The following is a 14,345-nucleotide window of genomic DNA, read 5'->3' on the forward strand; positions in this document are numbered from 1 at the left end:
TCACGGGCGGGGACGCGCGGCCGAGGCACCGCCCCGCACGCGCCGACGGCACCGCGCGGCCGCGTCGGCTCTCCGGACCCGCGCCCTTGAGACCCCCTACTGCCGGTAGCTCTCCACCTCCGGGGCCGGGCGGACCTCCGCGGATTCGGGGTCCTGCCCGAACTCCTCGTGCGCCCGGCGCTGGCGCAGCAGGTCCCAGCACTGGTCCAGGGCGGTCTCCAGGTCGCGGATGCGCCGGCGCTCCTCCGGCGTCAGCCGGTGCTCGTGCTGCTCCCGCAGGTCGCGCTCCTCGGTGACCAGGTCGCCGATGCGCTGGATGATCTCGGCCTCGCGGCTCTTGGCGTCACTCATGTGACCCATGTTCGGCCGGTCGCGCCCCTGATGGCAAGCATTCCGGCGGCGTCCGCGCAGCTCACTCGCTTTTCGGGGCGGAACGGGTTAACCGGGTCGGCAGGGGGAAGGCATCCGGCCGTCGGCGGCGGTCCGGTGCGAAGAGGACCGAAACCCCTCTGGCCGCCGCGGCGCCGATGCCCCGCCACGCCCGGATGTCTTCGCCCCCTGATCCGCCCGGATCGCCCTTGAGTCGGCCAGGAGCGCACGATGAAGATCTATGCCGATCGGCCCCTCCGCTTCTTCCTGCAGTTCCTCGGCGACGTGTTCGCCCTGGCCTGGATCGCCGCCTGGGTCTGGGCCGCGGTGTCGCTGCACGACATGCTCAGCGGGCTCGCGCGGCCCGGCACGCTGATGGAGGACGCCGGGGGCGGCCTGAGCTCGAACATGAGCGACGCCGCCGAGCGCGTCGGGAGCGTCCCCCTGGCCGGCGACCAGCTCAGCAAGCCGTTCACCAGCGTGAGCGAGGCCGGTGACGCGCTGACCGAGGCCGGGCGGCAGTTCCAGGAGACGGTGGCGGGCATGGCGCTGGTGCTGGCGCTGCTGACCGCCGTGCTGCCGCTGCTGTTCGTCCTGGCGACGTGGCTGCCGCTGCGGGCGCGCTGGGTGCACCGGGCAAGCGGGGCCAGGCGGTTGCGCGCCATGTCGCCCGAGGCGGGTGGTGAGCTGCTGGCGCTGCGCGCGCTGTCCTCGGCCCCGATCGGCCGGCTCGCCCGCGTGCACCCCGACCCGGTCGGCGCGTGGCGCACCGGCGACGACGCCACGATCGCCCGGCTCGCGGAGCTGGAGCTGCGCAGGCTCGGGCTGAAGGTGTAGGGGCGAGGCGGGGAGGCCGCGGGCGGGGCGGCACGCACCGGCCGCGTTCGGAAAAGATCCGTCGCGGCGGCTTTTGTCCCGTTGGCACCCGCGCAGCGCCGATACTCGTAGGGCGGCACCTCAAGGGCCGCCGTTCATCGGGCCGCGTCCCTCGGAAGGGAGCAGCGGACGGAACATACCCTGCAGGGGTATTGTTGAGCGAAGCGGAGAAAGAGAACAGGAACCAGGGAGCCCCGGCATGGCCACCTACGGCTACCACGACAACAAGCAGCAGCACCTCAACCGGCTGCGCCGAATCGAGGGCCAGATCCGTGGGCTGCAGCGGATGGTGGAGGACGACTCCTACTGCATCGACGTCCTCACCCAGACCTCTGCGGTGAACAAGGCACTGCGCTCGTTCGCCCTGTCAATGCTGGACGAGCACCTCAAGCACTGCGTCGCCGACGCCGTCGCCAACGGCGGCGACGAGGCCGACGAGAAGGTGCGCGAGGCCTCCGACGCCATCGCCCGGCTGGTCCGCTCCTGATCCGCTTCCCGGCCCGCCCGCGGCCCCGCCGACAGCGGGTGCGCACCGGGCCGGTACCCGACCGCGATACGAGGGGATGTGAACCGATGGCCACCAGCACCACGATCACCGTCAGCGGCATGACCTGCGGGCACTGCGTCAGCTCCGTCAAGGAGGAAATCGGCGGGCTGCCCGGCGTCACCGCCGTGGACGTGGACCTGGAGAGCGGCCGCGTCACGGTCGACAGCGAGGCGCCGCTGACCGGCGAGCAGTTGAAGGACGCGGTCGACGAGGCGGGCTACGAGATCGTCGCCTGAGGCCGACCGCGTCGACGCCGGTGCCCGGCCGCCTCGATCATCCGGCGGCCGGGCACCGGTGCGTTCACGCCCGATCGTGCGCGCCGCCGGCCACGAGCACCTTCTCGTGCGCCTGCTCGGTGTCGAGGTACTGGTCGATCTGATCGGTGTCGACCAGCGTGTCGATCGTCTTGTTGAGGAAGCCCAGGCGCGAGACCTCACCGCCCAGCAGCGCACGGATCGCCCAGTTGGTGGCGACGCGCACCCGGCCGGGCCCCGACTGCAGCGAGTACAGGTGGTAGGCGCGGGTGAGCGCCAGGGCCGGCATCCCGGTGAACTCCTTGCCCAGCGGGCGGGCGACCGCGTCGCGGCCGCTCAGGTCCACCAGCAGGCCGAGGTCCTTGTGGCGGTAATCCGTCTTGGGCCGGTCCAGGAGCGAGGCGATGACGTTGTCGGCCGCCGCCGGGCCCTGCCGCTCGGCGTGCTGGGCCGTCGGCGGGCACAGCGCGTCGTCCTCGTCCTTGCTGAGGTCGGGGATCGCGGCGGAGTCGCCGATGGCGAAGATCTCCGGGGCGTCGGGGACCGACAGGTCCGGGCCGACGACCAGCTTGCCCTTGTTCGTCTCCAGGCCGAGGCCGCCCATGAGCGGGCTGGGCGAGGTGCCGGCGGTCCAGATCAGGGACCGGCAGGGCAGGATCCGGTCGTCGGTGAGGGTGACCTTGTCCTCGGTGGCCTCCTTGACGCTGACCTCCAGCGTGACCTTGACGCCCCGCTGGCGCAGCAGCTCCATGGCGCTGCGCCCGAGGTTCTCCCCCAGCTCAGGCATGAGGTTGGGGGCGATGTCGATGAGGTGCCACTGGATGTGGTCGCGCAGCAGCGGGTAGCGCTTGCACGCCTCCTCGCACAGCAGCTTCAGCGACGCCGCCGTCTCCACGCCGGTGTAGCCGCCGCCGACCACGAGGAACGTGCAGCGCTCGTCGCGCTCGGCCGGGTCGTCGCTGGCGTTGGCCAGTTCGAGCTGGGCGAGCACGTGGTCGCGCAGGTAGACCGCCTCGGCCAGGTTCTTGTTGCCGCGGCCGTGCTCGACCAGGCCGGGGATGTCGAAGACGCGGGTGTTGCTGCCCGGGGCGAGCACCAGCCGGTCGTAGGGTTCGTAGGCCGTCTCGCCGGAGATCTTGCGCACGACGACGGTGCGCGACCGCACGTCGACTCCGATGGCCGCGCCCGGCACCATGCGGGTGCGGTGCAGCAGCCGGTGCAGTGAGACCGCGATCGACTGCGGGGTCAGCAGTCCCGAGGCCACCTGCGGCAGCAGCGGCTGGTAGAGCATGTAGTCGTTGGGTGCGATGAGCACGATCTCGGCCGCGCCCTTCGGTATCCGCCGCTCCAGGCGGCGCAGTGCGCTCAGGCCCGCGAAACCGGCGCCGACCACCACGATGCGAGGCCGCGACATCGTCGAACCACTTCCCCTCATACGGATCCGGTGTCCCACCGCCCACAGGACTGCGGGCACCGTACGGATTAGGTCGCACGGGCCAGGACGTGCAGGCCGCGTCACACGGATCGCGCCATGCAGGTCAGGCCGTCAATGCTGCCGCTGCCCGAAGACCCCGGCACCAAACGTCCGCGGCGGGCTCCCTGCACCCGGCGGGCGGCCTCACCTCGACGCGGACCGGCCGGACGGCGGGGCCGCGGCCTTCCCCGCACCGTCCTCCGCGGCCTCGGCGAGCAGCGCGGCGCGCCCCATGGCCAGCAGCAGCTCGGTCATCGCCTCGGGGGGCAGTTCGTCCGCGCTGTGCGGGGTGGAGTTGAGCAGGCCGAACGTGGCGTGGACGGCGGCGCGCAGGCACGCGGGCCGGGCCGCGGGGCGCAGTTCGCCGAGCACCCCCACCCACTGCTCGACGTAGCCGCGCTGCAGCCGGCGGATCCGGCGGCGCTCCGGGGCGGGGACGTTGCCCAACTCCCGGTCGTGCACGGTGATGAGGGCCGGCTCCCCCAGGGCGAAGGCGATGTGGCCGCGCAGCAGCGCCTCCAGGGCCTCGCGCGGGTCGCGCGCCGCGGCCACCCGCGCCTCGCCGTCGGCGGCCAGCCGTTCGCTGATGTCCAGCAGCATGGCCGCGAGCAGGGCGTCTTTGCCGGGGAAGTGCCGGTACAGCGCCGGCCCACTGGTGCCCACCGCGCGCCCCAGGTCCTCGATCGAGACGCCGTGGAACCCCCGGGCGGCGAACAGGTCGGCGGCCGCGCGCAGGATCACCGACCGGCGCGCTCCCGCAGTCCGGTTGGCCATCGCTCCCCCGTTCGCCTTCGCCGCGCGGCCGCCCGCCGCTCTCCGGGACGCCCTCGGCCTCGGTTCCCGGACGCTCGTGCCGCCGGAGGGCTCCGCCACCGGACACGTGCGGCCCTGGACACCGAGGTTAATGAACACTAACATCGGCCATGTTAGCGGTCATTAACGTCTGGGAACAGATGGGAACAGAGGGGTGGAAATGAGCAGGGCGCCCGTGCTCGCCTCCGAGGTCGACACCGCCGGGCCCGCGTTCGCGGCCAACGCCGAGGCCAACCGCGCCCTGGCCGCCGAACTGCGGGAGCGCATCGCCACGGCCGCCCTCGGCGGCCCGGAGAAGACCCGGATCCGGCACGTCGAACGCGGCAAGCTGCTGCCGCGCGACCGGGTCGACGCGCTGCTCGACCCCGGATCCCCGTTCCTGGAGCTGTCCCCGCTGGCCGCGCACGAGATGTACGGCAAGGACGGCGGGGACGCCCCGGCCGCCGGCATCATCACCGGCGTCGGCCGGGTGCGCGGCCGCGAGGTCGTGGTGGTGGCCAACGACGCCACGGTCAAGGGCGGCAGCTACTACCCGATGACCGTCAAGAAGCACCTGCGCGCCCAGGAGGTGGCGCTGCACAACCGGCTGCCGTGCGTGTACCTCGCCGACTCCGGCGGCGCGTTCCTGCCGATGCAGGACGACGTCTTCCCCGACCGGGAGCACTTCGGCCGGATCTTCTACAACCAGGCCACGATGTCGAAGCTGGGCATCGCCCAGATCGCCGCCGTGCTGGGCTCCTGCACCGCCGGCGGCGCCTACGTCCCGGCCATGAGCGACGAGGCGGTCATCGTGCGCGAGCAGGGCACGATCTTCCTCGGCGGGCCGCCCCTGGTGAAGGCCGCGACCGGCGAGGTCGTCACGGCTGAGGAGCTGGGCGGCGGCGACGTGCACTCCCGCGTCTCCGGCGTCACCGACCACCTCGCCGAGGACGACGCGCACGCGCTGAGCATCGTCCGCCAGATCGTCGACACCCTCGGCCCCCGGCCGGCGCCCGCGTGGGAGCAGCGCCCCGCGCAGCCGCCCGCGGCCGACCCCGAGGAGATCTACGGGATCGTGCCCACCGACACCCGCACCCCCTACGACGTGCGCGAGGTGATCGCCCGGATCGTCGACGCCAGCGCGTTCACCGAGTTCAAGGCCGAGTACGGCACGACCCTGGTGACCGGGTTCGCCCACCTGCACGGCCACCCGGTCGGCATCGTCGCCAACAACGGCATCCTGTTCGCCGAGTCGGCGATGAAGGGGGCGCACTTCATCGAGCTGTGCGACCGGCGCGGCATCCCGCTGGTCTTCCTGCAGAACATCTCCGGCTTCATGGTGGGCCGCGACTACGAGGCCGGCGGCATCGCCAAGCACGGCGCGAAGATGGTCACCGCCGTCGCCTGCGCCCGCGTCCCGAAGTTCACGGTGGTGATCGGCGGCTCCTTCGGCGCCGGCAACTACAGCATGTGCGGCAGGGCCTACTCCCCCCGCTTCCTGTGGATGTGGCCCAACGCCCGCATCTCGGTGATGGGCGGCGAGCAGGCCGCCTCCGTCCTGGCGACGGTGCGCCGCGACCAGACGGAGGCGCTCGGGCAGGAGTGGCCGGCCGAGGCCGAGGAGGAGTTCAAGGCGCCCATCCGCGAGCAGTACGAGCACCAGGGCGGCCCCTACTACTCCACGGCGCGGCTGTGGGACGACGGCGTGATCGACCCCGCCGACACCCGCACCGTCCTGGGCCTGGCGCTGGCGGCCGCCCGGCACGCACCGCTGGAGCCGGTCGGCTACGGCGTCTTCCGCATGTGAGACCTGGAAGGGACACGGAGTCGCAGATGACAGCGTTGACAGGATCCGCGGCGGAGACAACGGCAGCGGAGTCCGCGGCAACGGCGGGGCCCGCCGGAGCGGCCGGTCCGCCCGCGGTGCTGGTCGCCAACCGGGGCGAGATCGCCGTGCGGATCATCCGCACGCTGCGGCGGCTGGGCCTGCGCTCGGTGGCGGTCCACGGCGACGGCGACGCCGGGGCCAGGCACGTCCGCGCGGCCGACGTCGCGGTCAGGGTGGGCGGTGCGAGCCTGGCCGACAGCTACCTCAACGGCCCCGCCATCATCGCGGCGGCCCGGGCGACCGGGGCGGCGATGATCCACCCCGGCTACGGGTTCCTCTCCGAGAACGCCGGGTTCGCGCGCGCCTGCGCCGAGGCCGGGCTGACGTTCGTGGGCCCGCCGCCCGGAGCGATCGAGGCGATGGGCGACAAGATCCAGGCCAAGCGGACGGTCGCCGACGCAGGCGTCCCGCTGCTGCCCGGCTTCGCCGAGGAGGCAGGAAGGCCGATGCCCGACGACGAGCTGGCCGAGGCCGCGGCCAAGGTCGGCTACCCGCTGCTGATCAAGCCGTCGGCCGGCGGCGGCGGCAAGGGCATGCGGCTGGTCCGCGAGCCCGGGGAGCTGGTCGCGGCGGCCGCCGCCGCGCGGCGCGAGGCGAAGGCGGCCTTCGGCGACGCGACCCTGCTGGTGGAGCGGTTCGTGGAGCGGCCGCGCCACATCGAGGTGCAGGTGCTGGCCGACGCCCACGGCAACGTCGTGCACCTGGGCGAACGCGAGTGCAGCCTGCAGCGCCGGCACCAGAAGATCGTGGAGGAGGCGCCCTCGCCCCTGCTGGGCGCCGCCCAGCGCGCCGCGATGGGCGAGGCCGCGGTGGCCGCCGCGAAGGCGTGCGGGTACGTGGGCGCCGGGACCGTGGAGTTCATCGCGACCGGGGGCGGTGCCGCGGCGCAGGCCGCTGGGGCCGGCTCCGGCTCCGGGCACGGCGCGGCCGAGGTCCCGGGGGGACCCCTTGCTTCAAGTCAAGCCGATCCCCGGCCCGGTCCGCCAGACGGATCGGCCGACCTGTGGACGGCCGGCGGCCCCGACCGCTCCTTCGACTACTCCTTCCTGGAGATGAACACCCGCCTGCAGGTGGAGCACCCGGTCACCGAGGCCGTCGTCACGATCGGCGGGCGGCGCGGCATCGACCTGGTCGAGGCGCAGCTGCGCGTCGCGATGGGCGAGCCGCTGCCCTTCTCCCAGGCCGACATCGGCTTCGCCGGGCACGCGGTGGAGTCCCGCGTCTACGCCGAGGACCCCGCCCGCGACTTCCTGCCGACGGGCGGCCCGGTGCTGCTGCTGGAGGAGCCCGAGGGCACCGACGTGCGCGTGGACTCCGGTCTCGACGAGGGCACCGAGATCACCTCGGCCTACGACCCGATGCTGGCCAAGGTCATCACCTGGGCGCCGGACCGCGCCGGGGCGCTGCAACGCATGGACGCGGCCCTCGCCGGCTACACGCTGCTGGGCTGCGGCAGCAACGTCGCGTTCCTGCGCAGGCTGCTGCGCCACCCCGATGTCGCGGCCGGCCGCCTCAGCACCGAGCTGACCGAGCGGATCCGCCCGGAGCTGCTGCCCGACGCCCAGGAGACGCCCGCGGAGGTCTACGCCGCGGCCGCGCTGGACCGCCAGCTCGCCCTGGAGCCGACCGGGCCGGTGGTCGACCGGTTCGACGTGCCCGACGGCTGGCGGATCGGCGGCCCGGCCTGGACCACGTGGCGGCTGCGCGCGCCCGGCCGCGAGCCGGTCACCGTGAGGGTGCGCCGCCGCGCACCGGTCGGACCCGCCGCGCACGGCGGCGCGTTCGAGGTGGCCGTGGACGGCTCCGAACCGGTCACCGCCACCGCCGCCCGCGAAGGCGCTCCCCCGGCCGCCGACGGCGCCGCTGCGGGCCGCGCCGGTTCCGGTCCCCCCGCCGCCGGCCCGGCCGGGCGGGACCGGACGCTCGTCGTCGGCTACGCCGGCCGCACGGTGCGCTACGCCCGCGTGCTGGAGGCCGGCACGCTCTGGCTCGGCCTCGGGGGCACGGCGTGGCAGTTGCACGAGGAGACCCTGCTCGCCCCCATGCGCGAGGCGGAGTCCGGCGGCGACGGCACCGTCCGCAGCCCCATGCCGGGCACCGTGCTGTCGGTCCCGGTGCGGCAGGGCGACAGCGTGGCCGCCGGGACCCCGGTCGTCGTGGTCGAGGCCATGAAGATGGAGCACTCGGTCACCGCACCGATCGACGGCGTCGTCACCGGCCTGGAGGTGCGTCCCGGCCAGTCCGTGGCCATGGACACCGTCCTGGCCGTCATCACGCCCGAAGCCGCCCCGCAGGACGGCACCGCCGCGACCGCGCGGTCCGCGCCGGGCGCCTCCCCCGCCACCGACACCGCCACCGACATCCAGGCCACGAAGGAGTGAGCACCGTGCCGCACCGATCGCCGCACCACCTGTCAGAAGAGCACGAGGAGCTGCGCCGCACCGTCGAGGAGTTCTCCCGCGACGCCGTCGCACCGACCATCGGCGACTACTACGAACGCGGCGCGTTCCCCTACGACATCGTGGCCGGGATGGGCCGGATGGGGCTGTTCGGGCTGCCCTTCCCCGAGGAGTTCGGCGGCATGGGCGGCGACTACTTCGCCCTCTGCCTGGCCCTGGAGGAGCTGGCCCGCGTGGACTCCTCGGTGGCGATCACCCTGGAGGCCGGGGTCTCACTGGGCGCGATGCCCATCTTCCGGTTCGGCTCCGAGGAGCAGCGCAAGACCTGGCTGCCGCGCCTGTGCTCGGGCGAGGCGCTGGGCGCCTTCGGACTGACCGAGCCGGGCGGCGGCTCCGACGCCGGCGGCACCCGCACCACCGCCGAGCTGGTGGGCGGCGAGTGGGTCGTCAACGGGACGAAGTCGTTCATCACCAACTCCGGCACCGACATCACCGCCCTGGTCACGGTCACCGCCGTGACCGGCGAGCGCCCGGACGGCCGCCCGGAGATCTCGGCCGTCCTGATCCCCAAGGGCACCCCCGGGTTCTCCGTCGGGCAGAAGTACTCCAAGGTCGGCTGGAACGCCTCCGACACCAACGAGCTGGTGTTCGACGACTGCAGGGTGCCCGAGGCCAACCTCGTGGGCGAGCGCGGCCGGGGCTACGCGCAGTTCCTGCGGATCCTGGACGAGGGCCGGATCGCGATCGCCGCGCTGTCGGTCGGGCTGGCCCAGGGGTGCGTGGACGAAAGCCTGCGCTACGCCGCCGAGCGGGAGGCGTTCGGCCGGCACATCGGGCAGTACCAGGCCATCCAGTTCAAGATCGCCGACATGGAGGCCCGGGCGCACACCGCGCGGCTGGCCTACTACGACGCGGCGTCGCGGATGCTGGCCGGCGAGCCGTTCAAGAAGCAGGCCGCGATCGCCAAGCTGGTGGCCTCCAACGCCGCCATGGACAACGCCCGCGACGCCACCCAGGTCTTCGGCGGCTACGGCTTCATGAACGAGTACCCGGTGGGCCGCTTCTACCGCGACGCCAAGATCCTGGAGATCGGCGAGGGCACCTCGGAGGTGCAGCGCATGCTGATCGCCAGAGAACTGGGCCTGCCCGCCTGAGGCGGCGACAGCCGTCCTCGGCATCGGGGGTTTCGCGACTCAACCACAAGCCGGAGCTCCGCGGTGACCGGGCGGTCCTCTCGCGTGGCCGTCAGGCCCCAAAGGGATCGCACCGGCGCCGCGCCCCCACGCCGTCTGCTCGAATGCCAGACCGGCACCATGGTTTCGGTCTGAGGCGAAGGTGGCGGGTCTGCTTCGCGCGGGAGGGCGATTTTCCGTCCACGGGGCTTCGGCCACGCGAGAGAGTCGCCCACCCACGCGCCCGCTCCGTCCTGGGGTCGGCCTTACCGAACCCCTGGGGTTGGGATTTCCCCGGGGGTGAGGTTTCAAGGCCTTCGGCACACTAGGGCTTGCGCAGGACGCCGCCCATCTCCCACACCGCCTTGCCTCCCGACGCCTTGCCGAGGTAGGGCTGGAGCGGCGCGGGAGCGGGGGTGAGCGGCGGCTGGTCCGGGTCGGGCCGCCACTCGCTGACGTCGACGATTCCGGGCTCGACCGGTTCGAGCCCCTCCAGGAACGCTCGGAGCTCCGCGGGCCTGCGCACCCGCCCCCAGGGGCCGAGGGCGAGCATGCCCGCCGTGAACGCGTCACCGGCCTCCACGTCGTCGCTGATGAGATGCGACAGGGCGACGTGGCTGCCCGAGGGCACGGCGTCGAGCATGGTCCACAGGGCGCCCTTGGGATCGGCCTCATCGGGCAGGCAGTGCAGCACCGAGAAGTAGAGGACGCCGACCGGCTCGGAGAAGTCGATGAGGTCGCGCAGCTCCTCCTGGGCCAGGATCTCGTCGGAGCGGGCCATGTCCGCGGTGAGCACCGTGGTGTTGGCGTTGTCGGCGAGGATCGCGCGCCCGTGCGCCAGCACGATCGGGTCGATGTCGACGTAGACGACCCGGGCCTCGGGCTGGAAGTGCTGGGCCACCTGGTGGACGTTGAGCTCGGTGGGCATCCCGCTGCCCATGTCGATGAACTGGCGGATGCCCATGTCCTCGGCGAGGTAGCGGACCGCGCGGTAGAGGAACGACCTGTTCTCCCTGGCCACGTCCAGCATTTCCGGCGCGATCTTGGCCAGGGAGAGGGCGGCTTCGCGGTCGACCGCGAAATTGTCCTTGCCGCCCATTCCGTAGTCGTAGATGCGGGCGACGGTGGGCTCGTCCGTCGTGATGTTCGGCGGGAACGACCGCCCGGTCTCGGCCATGTGACCACACTCCCCAGATGTGCGAGAAACCCTGGAAACACAGCGATCCTATGGCCTCGGGAAACCGCGGGGAACGGCTGGCGGGACTTCCGTCGGGTCCCGTCGCCCGGCGCGGGCGGCCCGCGCCGCGGGGTTCCGGCCCACCGGACCGCTCCCGGGGCGCCGGGCGAGGTTTGAACCGGGCCGGCATCGGTAGCCGACCACCCCACAACGGCCGCCGCGACGATCGGCGCGGCGGCTCCGGCGGGTGCACAGCGGGGGCGGCCGACGGGACCGCTCCTCGCCGGCGCCCGGCAGCACGATCGACGGCGACACGGCAGGCGACAGACTCCCCGAGGTGAAAGAGCCGCGCGCAATGGCACGTCCACAGCGTGAGAAAGCGACCATCGACCCGCTGGTCACCGCCATCGCGGCCGGCATCGCCGTCCTCTTCGTGCTGACCGGTGCGCTGTTCCCGGACCGCATGGCCACCGTGGGCGAGGCGGCGTGGCAGTGGATCGCGCGGTGGTTCGGCTGGGTCTACGTCATGGCGACCTTCGGCTTCGTCGCGTTCATGCTGTTCCTCGGGCTCAGCCGGTTCGGAGGCATCCGGCTGAGCGAGGAGGACGGCGACGAGGAGCCCGAGTTCTCCACGTTCTCCTGGATCTCGATGATGTTCGCGGTCGGCGTGGGAATCGGGCTGATCTTCTACGGCGCCACCGAGCCCGTCCTGCTGTGGGCCAATCCGCCGCCGGGCACCGCGGAGCCGCAGACCCAGGACGCCGCCATCACCGGCATGGAGTACTCGCTGCTGCACTGGTGCCTGCACGTCTGGGCCTTCTTCGGCGTCGTGGGGCTCGCGCTCGCCTACCTCACCTACCGCAAGGGACGCAAGACGCTGGTCAGCGAGGCGTTCGTGCCGCTGTTCGGCGAGCGGGCGAGCGCCGAGCACTGGGCCGGGCGGGCGATCAACATCCTGGTGATCTTCGCGACCCTCTTCGGCAACGCCGTCACGCTGGGTCTCGGGGTCCTGCAGATCACCAGCGGGATCTCCTACATCGGCGGCCCCGAATCCACGCTGACGACGCAGGCCATCATCACGGCCGTACTCACCTGCGCGTTCGTGCTGTCGGCCATCACCGGGGTGGCGCGGGGCGTGCAGGTGCTGGCCAACATCAACGTGGGCCTCGCGGTCGCGCTGGTGATCTTCCTGCTCGTCGTGGGCCCGCTGGCGTTCATCCTCGCGCTGCTGCCCGAGGCCCTGGGCGGGTACCTGTTCAACTTCGTCCCCATGTCCTTCCAGACCGGCGCGTTCGGCGGCGACGAATGGATGCGGAGCTGGACGATCTTCTTCTGGGCCTGGGGCATCTCCTGGGCGCCCTACGTCGGCACGTTCCTGGCCAGGGTGTCGCGGGGGCGGACCATCCGCGAGTACGTGCTGGGGGTGCTGATCGTCCCGAGTGCGGTGACGGTCCTGTGGTTCGCGGTCCTCGGCGGGACGGCCCTGCACCTGCAGATCACCGGTCGGCGCGACATCGCCGCGGTCGCCGCAGGGAGTCCCGAGGCCGGGCTGTTCGAGGTCCTGGGCGCCTACCCGTTCGCCTTGGTCACCTCCGGGGTGGTGATCGTGCTGGCCGCCATCTTCTTCGTCGCCGGTGCCGACGCCGGCGCCATCGTCCTGGGCACCTTCTCGTCCCGGGGCTCCCTGCACCCGCACCGCTGGCTCACCGCCGTCTGGGGCTCCCTGATCGGGCTCGTGGCCATCGTGCTGCTGCTGGTCGGCGGGCTGGAGGCGCTGCAGTGGGGCGCCATCGTCGTGGCGTCGCCGTTCGCGCTCGTCCTGATCGGCATGTGCGTGGGGCTGTACCGCGACATCCTGTCCGACCCCGCGGTGCGCGGACGCCCCATCCGAATGGAGCGCGGGGACGCGCCGCCCTCCGACATCCGGCAGTGGGTGGAGCGATTCGTACAACGAGCGGTCGGACCGCGCTGAGGCGCCGCACCGGCCCGCGCCCTTCTTCAAGGAGCGACATGACCGAGGAACCGCGCAAGGCGGTCCGCGCATCGGACGCCGACCGCGAAGCGGTGGCCCGCCAGCTCGCGGCCGCCGCCGGTGAGGGGCGCATCAGCACCGGGGAGCTGCGCACCCGGCTGGCACAGGTGTATGAGTCGCACACCTACGGGGACCTGGAGCGGCTCGTCGAGGACCTGCCCGAGATCGGCCTCTCGCGCGCCCGCACCGTCCCCGAGCACACCATTCCCGAGACGCTGCACCTCACGGCCGCGCTGCACGACGTCCACCGCCGGGGCCGCTGGGCGGTCCCGCCGCGGATCCGGGCCAGCGCCGGCCGGGGCAGCGTCCACCTGGACTTCACCGAGGCCGTCATCGAGCACGACGAGGTCGTCGTGGACGCCCGTCCGAACTGGCGCAACGTCGAGATCATCGTGCCCGAGGGCTACCGGGTGAGCACCGAGGAGGCCGTGCCGGGGGCCGGCGACGTGCACGACCTCACCTCGGCAGAGCCCAGACGCGACGCGCCGCGCATCCACATCGTGTCGCGCCCCGGTCTGGGCGAGATCGTGGTGCGGCATCCGCGCCCCGGGCGCCGCTGGTCGGTCCGCACCCTGGCGGCGCGGCGCCGGGCGCGGCGCACGGACCGGTGACGCGGCCCGCCGGGGGCCGGGCGGCGGGCGGCCGCCCCGGCGGCGGAGCACCCGCCGCCCGGGAGCGGAGCGGCGAGCGCGGGCACGACCGGAGGCTCCCGGACCCCGAGGGCCCGGGAGCAGGAACCGGGGGTCAGCGCCAGGTGCCCTGACCGCCGGTGGAGGTCGGCTGGCCGGCGCCGGTGTCGCCCACCGTGATGGCGTGCTCCACCAGGGTGATCAGCGTCGACTTGGTGGAGGCGCGGTCGCGGGCGTCCACCTGCACGATCGGGATGGTGTCGCTGAGCGTGAGGGCGTCGCGCACCTCGGCCGCGGCGTGCGGGTAGTAGCCGTCGAACCCGTTGACGGCGACGATGAAGGGCAGCCGCGCCTCTTCGAAGTAGTCGATCGCCGGGAAGCAGTCGGCGAGGCGGCGGGTGTCGACCAGGACAACGGCACCGATCGCGCCCTTGACCAGGTCGTCCCACATGAACCAGAACCGGTGCTGGCCCGGCGTGCCGAACAGGTACAGGATGAGGTCGGAGTCCAGCGAGACGCGGCCGAAGTCCATGGCCACCGTGGTGGTCTGCTTCTCCGGCGTCTTGGCCAGGTCGTCGACGCCGACGCTGGCGCTGGTCATGACCGCTTCGGTGGTCAGCGGCACGATCTCGGAGACGGAACCCACGAACGTCGTCTTACCGACGCCGAAGCCTCCGGCGACGACGATCTTGACCGACGTCATCGCGTTCGCCACAGCACCGCCCTCATCGGCCGC

At 72.9% G+C, this 14,345-nt stretch carries 13 protein-coding genes; 8 read left to right on the forward strand and 5 right to left on the reverse strand.

Going from position 1 to position 14,345, the window contains the following annotated elements; genetic code table 11:
* Positions 1–96: 96 nt before the first annotated feature.
* On the reverse strand, positions 97–351 hold the full coding sequence (locus tag HDA32_RS19705) for a DUF2630 family protein (protein WP_179644623.1): 255 nt from the start codon (positions 349–351) through the stop codon (positions 97–99).
* A 249-nt stretch (positions 352–600) separates the two neighbouring features.
* On the opposite strand from HDA32_RS19705, the gene HDA32_RS19710 reads away from it, so the two are divergent.
* From HDA32_RS19710 to HDA32_RS19720, 3 genes are all read left to right on the forward strand, one after another.
* Entirely contained in the window at positions 601–1,206 is a 606-nt protein-coding gene (locus HDA32_RS19710; protein ID WP_179644624.1) for a hypothetical protein, read from the forward strand.
* A 238-nt stretch (positions 1,207–1,444) separates the two neighbouring features.
* Positions 1,445–1,732, forward strand: a complete 288-nt coding sequence (locus tag HDA32_RS19715) for a metal-sensitive transcriptional regulator (protein WP_179644625.1) — start codon at positions 1,445–1,447, stop codon at positions 1,730–1,732.
* 86 nt (positions 1,733–1,818) lie between these two features.
* The gene (locus HDA32_RS19720; protein WP_179644626.1) at positions 1,819–2,028 is read left to right on the forward strand and encodes a heavy-metal-associated domain-containing protein; all 210 of its coding nucleotides are present in this window, start codon (positions 1,819–1,821) and stop codon (positions 2,026–2,028) included.
* A gap of 64 nt (positions 2,029–2,092) precedes the next feature.
* Here the strand turns inward: HDA32_RS19720 and HDA32_RS19725 are convergent, their stop codons facing one another.
* Complete coding sequence (locus tag HDA32_RS19725) at positions 2,093–3,460, reverse strand: NAD(P)/FAD-dependent oxidoreductase (RefSeq protein ID WP_179644627.1); 1,368 nt, start codon at positions 3,458–3,460, stop codon at positions 2,093–2,095.
* A gap of 204 nt (positions 3,461–3,664) precedes the next feature.
* A complete protein-coding gene (locus HDA32_RS19730; protein ID WP_179644628.1) occupies positions 3,665–4,294 on the reverse strand; it encodes an SACE_7040 family transcriptional regulator in 630 nt (209 codons plus the stop codon).
* A 214-nt stretch (positions 4,295–4,508) separates the two neighbouring features.
* Between HDA32_RS19730 and HDA32_RS19735 the strand changes: the two genes are divergently transcribed.
* The 3 genes from HDA32_RS19735 to HDA32_RS19745 are packed head-to-tail and all read left to right on the forward strand — an operon-like array spanning position 4,509 to position 9,753.
* Positions 4,509–6,119 (forward strand): carboxyl transferase domain-containing protein, encoded by a 1,611-nt coding sequence (locus HDA32_RS19735; RefSeq protein ID WP_179646809.1) that lies wholly within the window; start codon positions 4,509–4,511, stop codon positions 6,117–6,119.
* A gap of 26 nt (positions 6,120–6,145) precedes the next feature.
* Positions 6,146–8,581 carry an acetyl/propionyl/methylcrotonyl-CoA carboxylase subunit alpha gene (locus HDA32_RS30295; protein ID WP_246334422.1) on the forward strand — a complete coding sequence of 812 codons (2,436 nt, stop codon included), beginning with the start codon at positions 6,146–6,148 and terminating at the stop codon, positions 8,579–8,581.
* A 5-nt stretch (positions 8,582–8,586) separates the two neighbouring features.
* Positions 8,587–9,753 (forward strand): acyl-CoA dehydrogenase family protein, encoded by a 1,167-nt coding sequence (locus tag HDA32_RS19745; RefSeq protein WP_179644629.1) that lies wholly within the window; start codon positions 8,587–8,589, stop codon positions 9,751–9,753.
* Between the two features lie 343 nt (positions 9,754–10,096).
* Here the strand turns inward: HDA32_RS19745 and HDA32_RS19750 are convergent, their stop codons facing one another.
* The gene (locus tag HDA32_RS19750) at positions 10,097–10,948 is read right to left on the reverse strand and encodes an SAM-dependent methyltransferase (RefSeq protein WP_179644630.1); all 852 of its coding nucleotides are present in this window, start codon (positions 10,946–10,948) and stop codon (positions 10,097–10,099) included.
* A 355-nt stretch (positions 10,949–11,303) separates the two neighbouring features.
* On the opposite strand from HDA32_RS19750, the gene HDA32_RS19755 reads away from it, so the two are divergent.
* Together HDA32_RS19755 and HDA32_RS31500 are read left to right on the forward strand one after the other, a co-directional pair.
* Positions 11,304–12,920, forward strand: a complete 1,617-nt coding sequence (locus HDA32_RS19755; protein ID WP_179644631.1) for a BCCT family transporter — start codon at positions 11,304–11,306, stop codon at positions 12,918–12,920.
* A 38-nt stretch (positions 12,921–12,958) separates the two neighbouring features.
* Positions 12,959–13,591: a DUF1707 SHOCT-like domain-containing protein gene (locus HDA32_RS31500; RefSeq protein ID WP_179644632.1), complete on the forward strand. Its 633-nt coding sequence runs from the start codon at positions 12,959–12,961 to the stop codon at positions 13,589–13,591.
* Between the two features lie 133 nt (positions 13,592–13,724).
* On the opposite strand, the gene HDA32_RS19765 is transcribed toward HDA32_RS31500, so the two are convergent.
* On the reverse strand, positions 13,725–14,312 hold the full coding sequence (locus HDA32_RS19765) for a GTP-binding protein (RefSeq protein ID WP_179646810.1): 588 nt from the start codon (positions 14,310–14,312) through the stop codon (positions 13,725–13,727).
* Positions 14,313–14,345 lie beyond the last annotated feature (33 nt).

Origin of the sequence: Spinactinospora alkalitolerans (assembly GCF_013408795.1) — a bacterium.
In the GTDB taxonomy this organism is placed as follows: domain Bacteria; phylum Actinomycetota; class Actinomycetes; order Streptosporangiales; family Streptosporangiaceae; genus Spinactinospora; species Spinactinospora alkalitolerans.